Annotated in this window: 5 protein-coding genes; all 5 read right to left on the bottom strand. The window is 43.1% G+C overall.

Annotated elements, in window-relative coordinates:
- Window positions 1–142: 142 nt before the first annotated feature.
- The 5 genes from tsf to gltB all read right to left on the bottom strand — a co-directional run bounded on the left by tsf (window position 143) and on the right by gltB (window position 9,537).
- A complete protein-coding gene (tsf, locus tag NCY30_RS10635; RefSeq protein WP_022415429.1) occupies window positions 143–1,063 on the bottom strand; it encodes a translation elongation factor Ts in 921 nt (306 codons plus the stop codon).
- 33 nt (window positions 1,064–1,096) lie between these two features.
- Window positions 1,097–1,834 carry a 30S ribosomal protein S2 gene (rpsB, locus tag NCY30_RS10630; RefSeq protein WP_022415428.1) on the bottom strand — a complete coding sequence of 246 codons (738 nt, stop codon included), beginning with the start codon at window positions 1,832–1,834 and terminating at the stop codon, window positions 1,097–1,099.
- Window positions 1,835–2,078: 244 nt separating this feature from the next.
- On the bottom strand, window positions 2,079–3,215 hold the full coding sequence (locus tag NCY30_RS10625; RefSeq protein WP_250818727.1) for a coiled-coil domain-containing protein: 1,137 nt from the start codon (window positions 3,213–3,215) through the stop codon (window positions 2,079–2,081).
- Window positions 3,216–3,461: 246 nt separating this feature from the next.
- Window positions 3,462–4,988, bottom strand: coding sequence for a glutamate synthase subunit beta (locus NCY30_RS10620; protein ID WP_055180943.1), 1,527 nt, complete (start codon window positions 4,986–4,988; stop codon window positions 3,462–3,464).
- 13 nt (window positions 4,989–5,001) lie between these two features.
- Window positions 5,002–9,537 (bottom strand): glutamate synthase large subunit, encoded by a 4,536-nt coding sequence (gene gltB, locus NCY30_RS10615; protein ID WP_161158691.1) that lies wholly within the window; start codon window positions 9,535–9,537, stop codon window positions 5,002–5,004.
- Between the last annotated feature and the right edge of the window lie 5 nt (window positions 9,538–9,542).

The following is a 9,542-nucleotide window of genomic DNA, read 5'->3' as shown; positions in this document are numbered from 1 at the left end:
AATTATCAAAAAATAATTTTTAAATTTATATTTCCCAACACGCAAAAAAACCTTGAATCATCCCATTTTCATAGGAAATTCAAGGTTTTTCATTGATTTACATGATAAAATTACGGTTCAAATTCTTATGCGAACTATAAGATTATGCGTTCATCTGAGCTGCAACTTCAGCTGCGAAGTCTTCGTTCTTCTTCTCAAGACCTTCACCTGTCTCGAAACGAACGAATCTCTTAACTGTCATGTTAGCTCCGTTCTCTTTTGCTACCTTCTCTACGTATTTAGCTACTGTAAGGTCGCTGTCCTGAACGTATACCTGGTCTAACAGACAGATCTCTTTCATCTCTTTGTTGAGACGTCCGATGATCATCTTCTCGATGATGTTATCTGGTTTGTTAGGATTCTCCTGTTTAGCCTGAGCAAGAAGAATCTCTTTTTCATGCTCTAAGAAAGAAGCATCTACTTCATCACGTGAAGTATATTTTGGAGACATAGCTGCAACCTGCATAGCTACGTTCTTCAGACAAGCTTTGATCTCGTCGTTAACAACATCTGTATCAGCCTCTACGAGAACACCGATACGTCCGCCGCCATGGATGTAATCTACTACACAGCCGTCTGTAACGATTTTCTCAAATCTTCTGATGCTCAGTTTTTCTCCGATTACAGAGATTTTTTCATTTAATGCATCCTGAACTGTCTTAGAAGCATCTTCGTTCCAAGCCTCAGCCATGAATCCTTCCATATCTGTTGATTCAGAAGCGATTGCCTGATTAACAACAGCTTTAACGAATCCCTGGAATTCAGCATTCTTAGCAACGAAGTCTGTCTCTGAGTTAACTTCTACGATAGCTGCTGTCTTGTCTTCTTTAACATCAGCCATAACAATACCTTCTGCTGCGATACGTCCGGCTTTTTTAACAGCCTTAGCTTCTCCGTTCTTTCTTAAGAACTCGATAGCTGCATCCATATCACCATCTGTTTCATTAAGAGCTTTCTTGCAGTCCATCATTCCTGCACCAGTCATCTCTCTTAATTCTTTTACCATCTTAGCTGTAACTGCCATGATCTTATCCTCCAATTATGTTTTTTAAGAATCTTATTCTTCTACTGCTGCTTCTTCAGCTTCTTCAACATACTCTTCTTCGCCTGCAACACCCTGGTTAGCTTCTACTACAGCGTCAGCCATCTTAGAAACGATCAGTTTTACAGCACGGATAGCATCGTCGTTTCCAGGAATTACATAATCAAGTTCTTCTGGATCACAGTTAGTATCAGCGATACCGATAAGTGGAATTCCAAGTGTGTGTGCTTCCTGAACACAGATTCTTTCCTTTTTAGGATCTACTACGAAAATAGCGTCTGGAAGTGTCTTCATGTCTTTGATTCCGCCAAGGTTCTTCTCAAGTTTATCCCATTCTTTCTTTAACTGGATAACTTCTTTCTTAGGCAGTACATCAAATGTTCCGTCTTCTGACATTCTCTCGATGTTTTTCAGACGAGCGATTCTGCTCTTGATTGTCTTGAAGTTTGTAAGCATTCCTCCAAGCCATCTTTCATTTACATAGTACATTCCGCAACGTTCAGCTTCTACTTTGATAGCATCCTGAGCCTGTTTCTTAGTACCTACAAAAAGGATTGATCCGCCTTCTGCAGCGATATCAGCTACTGCCTGGTAAGCTTCATCTACTTTACCTACAGATTTCTGAAGGTCGATGATGTAGATACCATTTCTCTCTGTGTAGATATAAGGAGCCATCTTAGGGTTCCATCTTCTTGTCTGATGTCCAAAGTGAACACCTGCTTCTAAAAGTTGCTTCATTGAAATAACGCTCATGTTTCTTTCCTCCATTGGTTTTTTACTTCCGCATATGTTGTTATACGTCCCCGAAACCGTCCTGTTACCAGGCTTTGGCACCATCGGGACAAGCCTATGCGTGATTTTTTGCGACTTTTTAATATTACCATAAAGGTTGTCTGTTTGCAAGGATTTTCCTTTTATTTTTCTGCAAACTTTAGCATAAAAAATAAAAAACCGAAACCAGTTACCTGATTCCGGTTTTTATTTTATTTACTTTTCATTATCTACGCACATAAATCATACCAGACTGTACCGGTCCGACTTTTACAACATCTCCTGTGTGCGGAGCATGAATCATCTGACCATTTCCGATATAAATACCACAATGTGTTGCTGTTGTTACAACATCACCAGGCTGTGGGTTGCTTACCCTTGTCCATCCCATAAATGTAAGAGTTGTACCAAGACGTGTATAGCTTCCTGTCAGACAGTAGCTTACGAATCCTGAACAGTCAAAACTGCTCGGTCCGTATGCACCCCATACATAAGGTTTTCCAAGCTGGCTGTATGCTCTGCTTACGATCGTGCCACCATTTGCATTCGATCCGCTTGTTGTATTGCTGCTTGTATTATTACCTGATGGTCTCGTTGTATTACTTGTGTTATTTTTGTTGCTCGTTGTATTGTTGCTTGTTGTAGAATTATGTCTGTTAGATGAAGTACTGTTATTAGCTGCAGATGCCTGCTGCTTCTTTGCAGCCTCTTTTGCAGCCTTTTCTGCTGCTTCTTTTGCCGCTCTCTCCGCTGCTTCCTTTGCTGCCGCTTCTGCTGCTGCCTGAATCTCTGAATCAAGATTTGCAACTTCTGCTGATTTGGAAGTAATGAGGTTATTCAGGTTATCACCCTGCTTCTCATATTCAGCCTGCTTGCTTTCCAGTTCTTTCTGATCTTTTTCAAGACTGTCCTTCAAATCTGAAATCTGCTGCTTTGTCTCTACATATTCCTGTAACTGTTTTCTGTCATAACTATGTACATTCTGAACATACTCTGCTTTGCTCAAGAGATCTGTAAAATCATCCGATGTGACCAATGTTTCAAACGCTGAATCATTACCGGCTTCGTACATATATTTAATACGCTTCTTCATTGCTGCATACTGTTCTTTTTCTTTCTTCTGCGCAACTACCAGATCACTCTGTGCTTTTGTAATATCCTCACCTGTCTGGATCAATTCACTTTCCAGTGTATTAACCTTTCCCATCAATGTTGTAAGCTGTGACTGTAACGAACTGACTTCATTCTGTTTTGATGCTTTTTCCTTCTTCAAATCATCGACAGACGGTGCTGCCAGAACCGGTGTTACAATCATTGAACTTGTCACCACTGCTGTGATCAATCTGATTCCGTGTTTATTCATACTCACTCTTCTTTCTTATTTGTTTTAATTATTTTCCCCTCGTCATGAGAACAATCTCTCACATCTGTTCCCTATTATAGCGCACACAAATACAAATTGCAACATTTTTTAATATTTTTGTAACATTTAGCAGGCCGGAACATATGATTCCGGCCTGTTTCTTCTTATTATAAATTGTACTCGCAGATTATTCAAGAATTTTTCATCTTTATCTTATTTTCCAGTTCTGTTCAGACACATAATCGTTTACTGCACATACATATTCGTATATCCCATCAGACTGATATCCACTTCTCTTGCCGCTTCACGGCCCTCACGGATTGCCCATACAACCAGCGATTGTCCTCTGTGCATATCTCCTGCCGTAAATACATTTTTCACATTCGTGTCATATTTTCCCGGCGCGGTTTTCACATTCGTACGTTCATTTACTTCCACACCAAATGCTTTCGTGACATAGTCCTGACTTCCACGGAATCCGGCTGCGATTAATACAAGATCTACATCTACTGTATATTCACTTCCGGCTACTTCCGTCATCATCATACGTCCTGTCTTTTCATTTTTCTTAGGCTCTAATTTTACCAGAACTGCCTTGCAGACTTTTCCATTTTTGTCTTTTTTGAATTCTTTTACTGTTGTCTGGTAGACTCTCGGGTCATGTCCGAAGACAGCGGCAGCTTCCTGCTGTCCGTAGTCCGTCTTGCAGACTCTCGGCCATTCCGGCCAAGGGTTCATCTCGGTACGTTCATCCGGAGCTTTCGGCATCATCTCAAGCTGCAGCACACTCTTGGCTCCGTGTCTCATGGATGTTCCCACGCAGTCATTTCCGGTGTCTCCGCCACCGATGACCATAACATTTTTCCCTTTTGCGGAAATGTATGTACCGTCTTTCAGGTTTAGATCATAGGTTCCGTCTGCATTCTGTTTTGCATTTTTCCAGAGTGCTTTTGTGGTTGATTTCAGGAAATCCACTGCAAAATAGATTCCTTCGGCTTCTCTTCCCGGAACTTTTATATCTCTTGGGTTGGATGCACCGCAGCAAAGAACCACACGATCAAATTCTTTTAATAATGTAGCCGCTTTCTTATCTTTTCCGATATTACATCCGATCACGAACCGGATTCCTTCTTCTTCCATAATCGCAATCTTCCGGTCAATGAACTGCTTTTCCAGTTTCATATTCGGGATGCCGTAACGGAGAAGTCCACCGATCTTATCCTCTCTTTCAAAGACCGTCACACTATGACCTCTTCTGTTCAGCATATCGGCCGCCGCAAGTCCGGATGGCCCCGATCCTACAATCGCTACCTTCTTTCCGGTTCTTACTTTCACCGGTTTTGCCGTTGCGTAACCTTTTTTATATGCATTTTCAATAATGCTGTATTCATTCGCCTTACTTGAAACTGCCTCTCCGTTCAGTCCACATGTACATGCCGCCTCACAAAGTGCCGGGCAGACTCTGGATGTAAATTCCGGAAAGTTATTCGTCTTTTTCAGTCTGTAATATGCCTCTTCCCAGTTCTCGTGAAAGATCAGATCATTCCACTCCGGTACCAGGTTATGAAGCGGGCAGCCACTTGCCATTCCCATCAGCATCTGACCGGACTGGCAGAACGGTACGCCGCACGCCATACATCTGGCTCCCTGCAGTTCCTGTTCTTCTTTTGACAGAGGTGTATGAAACTCTTTAAAATGCTTAATTCGTTCTTTTGGATCTTCAGCCGGCTTATCCTGTCTGTCATAATCCATAAATCCTGTTGCTTTTCCCACTGTTCTTCCCCCCCTATCTTCCTTCTTTGATCGCATAAAATGCTTCTGTCTTTGCCTGTTCACTGCTCATGCCCTGTTCTTCCATCTGAAGAATCGTTGTCAGCATCCGCTCATAATCGATTGGAATGATCTTCTTGAATTTTGGAAGGTATTCTGTAAAGTTATCCAGGATCTTCTTACCAAGTTCGGAATTGGTATTGGCAACATGTTCTTCGATCATGCTCTTTAATTCTCCGACATCCATCTTGGTTGTCACATGTTCGATATGGACCATCTCTTTATTGACTCTTGTATAGAGATCATTTTCCATATCCAGTACATAAGCGACACCGCCGCTCATGCCGGCTGCGAAGTTTTTACCTGTTCCACCAAGAACAGCTACACGCCCGCCTGTCATATATTCACATCCGTGATCTCCGACACCTTCCACAACAGCTGTTGCGCCGGAGTTACGCACTGCAAATCGTTCTCCTGCCACACCGTTGATGAATACCTTACCACTTGTCGCACCGTAGAGTGCAACGTTACCGATGATGATATTCTCTTCGGCTTTATAACGGATTCCTTTCGGCGGATATACGACAAGTTTACCACCTGACAATCCTTTACCGAAGTAGTCATTACTGTCACCTGTGAGTTCCAGTGTCAGTCCCTTTGGAATGAATGCACCAAATGACTGTCCGCCGGCACCTTTACAATGTACTACATAACTGTCTTCATCCAGACCTTCCGGATATCTTCTTGTAATCTCTGAACCAAAGATCGTTCCAAATGTACGGTTTGTATTTGTTACATCTATTTCAATGCTTCTCTTCTGTTTCTTTTCTACAGCAGGAAGAAGTTCTTTTACCAGAACTTTTTCATCCAGTGTCTTTTCAAGTTCAAAGTCAAAGACTTTCTTCGGATTGAAGGTCATCGGTGTCTTTGTGCCTTCATAAGGATTATCCAGAATCTGCTCCAGATTCAGTGTGGATGCACGTTCTGATGTTGGCACATCCTTCACCTTCAGAAGATCTGTTCTTCCTACCAGTTCATCCAGTGTACGGACACCGAATTTTGCCATATATTCACGAAGTTCCTGTGCGATAAAGCGCATGAAGTTCACAACATATTCCGGTTTTCCGCGGAAACGCTTTCTAAGTTCTGGATTCTGTGTTGCAACTCCGACCGGGCAGGTATCCAGATTACATACACGCATCATTACACATCCCATTGTTACCAGCGGTGCGGTAGCAAATCCGAATTCTTCTGCTCCAAGGATGGCTGCGATCGCCACGTCACGGCCGCTCATCAGCTTACCGTCTGTCTCGATGCGGACTCTTTCTCTCAAACCATTCTGGATCAGCGTCTGATGTGTCTCGGCAAGTCCAAGCTCCCATGGAAGTCCGGCATTGTGGATCGAACTTCTTGGTGCCGCACCGGTTCCTCCGTCATATCCGGAGATCAGTATCAGTCCGGCTCCTGCTTTGGCAACACCGGCTGCTACAGTACCAACGCCGGCTTCTGATACCAGTTTCACCGTAATCCTTGCATCTTTATTCGCATTCTTACAGTCATAAATGAGCTGTGCAAGGTCCTCGATGGAATAGATATCATGATGTGGCGGTGGCGAGATCAGACTGACTCCCGGTGTAGAATGACGGGTCTTGGCAATCCATGGATATACCTTTCCTCCCGGCAGATGTCCGCCTTCTCCTGGTTTTGCTCCCTGTGCCATCTTGATCTGGATCTCCTGTGCACTTACCAGATATCTGGAAGTTACACCGAATCGTCCGGAAGCGACCTGCTTGATTGCGGAACAGCGGTTGGTATCTAATCGTTCAATTTCTTCTCCACCTTCACCACTGTTGGATTTACCATGTAACTGGTTCATCGCGATTGCCAGTGTCTCATGTGCTTCTTTGGAAATAGAACCGTAAGACATGGCCCCTGTCTTGAAGCGTTTTACGATCTCATCTACGCTTTCTACTTCTTCAATCGGAATGCCTTTCTTCGGATAATTGAATTCCAGCTGTCCACGTATATTAATATGTTCTCCCTCTGCATTAACCATATCCGTATACTGTTTGAACATATCATAATCACCACGTCTTGTAGATTCCTGAAGCATATGGATCGTCTGTGGATTATAGAGATGTCTCTCTCCACCACTCTTTAACTTATGCTGTCCGACGCTGTTCAGTGTCATATCAACTTCCAGTCCAAGCGGGTCAAATGCCTGAGAATGGCGTGCAATATAATCCGCCGCAATTTCTTCGATTCCGATGCCGCCGATACGACTGACCGTGTCCGTAAAATACTTGTCAATAAATTCCTGTTTCAGTCCGATTGCCTCAAAAATCTTAGCTCCCTGATAAGACTGGATTGTAGAAATACCCATCTTGGATGCAATCTTTATAATTCCTCCCAGCACTGCATTGTTATAATCATCAACTGCCGCATAATAGTCTTTCTGAAGCATATCGGTATCAATAAGCTGTTTGATGGATTCATGTGCAAGATACGGGTTGATCGCACATGCACCATAACCGATCAGTGTCGCAAAATGATGTACTTCTCTTGGTTCTCCCGTCTCCAGAACAATCCCCACAGACGTACGTTTCTTCGTACGTACCAGATGCTGCTGCAATCCGGAAAGTACCAGAAGTGACGGCATTGCCACATGATATTCATCCACTCCTCTATCTGAAAGGATCAGGATGTTAGCCCCTTCGCGGATAGCTCTGTCAACTTCGATGAACAGATAATCAATTGCTTTTTCAAGGCTTGAATTCTTATAATAGATTGTCGGGATCTCTGCAACCTTGAATCCGTCTTCTTTCATATTTTTAATCTTCAGAAGGTCTGTCTCTGTAAGGATCGGGTTGTTGACCTTCAACATCTTACAGTTCTCTGCTTTTTCTTCCAAAAGGTTACCATCTTCGCCAATATAAACCGTTGTGGATGTAACGACCTTCTCACGGATGGCATCGATCGGAGGGTTGGTTACCTGTGCAAAACGCTGTTTGAAATATCCGAACAGATTCTGATGCATATCTGATAATACCGCAAGCGGTGCATCGATACCCATAGCAGCCGTTCCTTCCGCACCATTCTTCGCCATATTCAGGATGGATGTCTTTACTTCTTCATAAGAATATCCAAATGCTTTCTGAAGTCTTCTGCATTCTTCTGCCGTATAAGAAGGAACTTTCTGATTCGGGATCTTCAGATCTTTTAACTCGATCAGATTGTTGTCCAGCCATTCACCATATGGCTGTCTGCTTGCGTAAGTCTCTTTCAGTTCTTCGTCATCAATGACTTTTCCTTTTTTGATATCAACCAGAAGCATCTTGCCAGGATGCAATCTTTCTTTTACTACAATTTTCTCCGGTGGAATATCTAAAACACCAACCTCTGAGGAAAGGATCAGTGTATCGTCATCCGTAATATAATATCTGGATGGGCGCAGCCCGTTTCTGTCAAGTACGGCTCCCATGCAGTCACCGTCACTGAACAGAATGGACGCAGGTCCGTCCCATGGTTCCATCATGGTTGCATAATACTGATAGAAATCTTTCTTTTTCTGGGAAAGGTTTCTGTTGTTCGCCCATGGTTCCGGAATTGCGATCATTACTGCAAGCGGAAGATCCATGCCACTCATAACCATGAACTCAATTGCATTGTCAAGCATTGCTGAATCGGAACCGCTGGTATTAACTGCCGGAAGTACTTCGTGAAGTTTTCCTTTCATACACTCAGATTCCATATTCTCTTCTCTGGCACGCATCTTGTCCGTGTTGCCACGGATGGTATTGATCTCACCGTTATGTACGATGAAACGGTTCGGATGTGCTCTCTCCCAGCTTGGATTCGTGTTCGTACTGAATCTGGAATGAACCAGTGCGATCGCAGAGTCATAATCAGGATCCTGCAGATCCGGGAAGAACAGACGAAGCTGATCTACCAGGAACATTCCTTTATAAGCGATAGTACGGCTGGAAAGGGATGCCACATATGTATCATCTGCACTCTGCTCAAATACACGTCTTACAATGTAAAGCTTACGGTCAAAATCAATACCCTGTTCTACTTTCTTTGGCCTTTCAATAAATCCCTGCATAATGCACGGCATACATTCAACTGCTCTGCTTCCAAGTACATCTGCCTTTACCGGAACTTCTCTCCATCCAAGGAAATTCATTCCTTCGTTTTTGACGATGACTTCAAAAATCTTCTTTGCCTGATTCCTTTTTAATTCGTCCTGCGGGAAGAAGAACATTCCCACTCCATAATCTCTTTCAGAACCTAAAAAGATGCCGAGAGGTTTACAGACTTTAGAGAAGAATCTGTGAGAAACTTGTAATAAGATTCCAACTCCATCACCTGTCTTACCTTCGGCATCCTTGCCAGCTCTATGTTCAAGATTTTCAACGATTTTCAATGCGTTTGCCACTGTATCGTGACTTTTCTGTCCTTTGATATTAACGATCGCACCGATTCCACAGTTATCATGTTCGAATTCGGAACGATACAGTCCATGATGCTGGACTACATTTCCTTCTTTCATACACC

Source organism: Dorea sp. MB18-49 (assembly GCF_023669465.1).
In the GTDB taxonomy this organism is placed as follows: domain Bacteria; phylum Bacillota; class Clostridia; order Lachnospirales; family Lachnospiraceae; genus Dorea_A; species Dorea_A longicatena.
This window is presented reverse-complemented; position numbering and strand designations above follow the sequence as displayed.

Coding starts and splice junctions, on each gene's coding strand:
- tsf (WP_022415429.1), bottom strand. CDS start 1,063: ATGGCAGTTACAGCTAAGATGGTAAAAGAATTAAGAGAGATGACTGGT.
- rpsB (WP_022415428.1), bottom strand. CDS start 1,834: ATGAGCGTTATTTCAATGAAGCAACTTTTAGAAGCAGGTGTTCACTTT.
- NCY30_RS10625 (WP_250818727.1), bottom strand. CDS start 3,215: ATGAATAAACACGGAATCAGATTGATCACAGCAGTGGTGACAAGTTCA.
- gltB (WP_161158691.1), bottom strand. CDS start 9,537: ATGAAAGAAGGAAATGTAGTCCAGCATCATGGACTGTATCGTTCCGAA.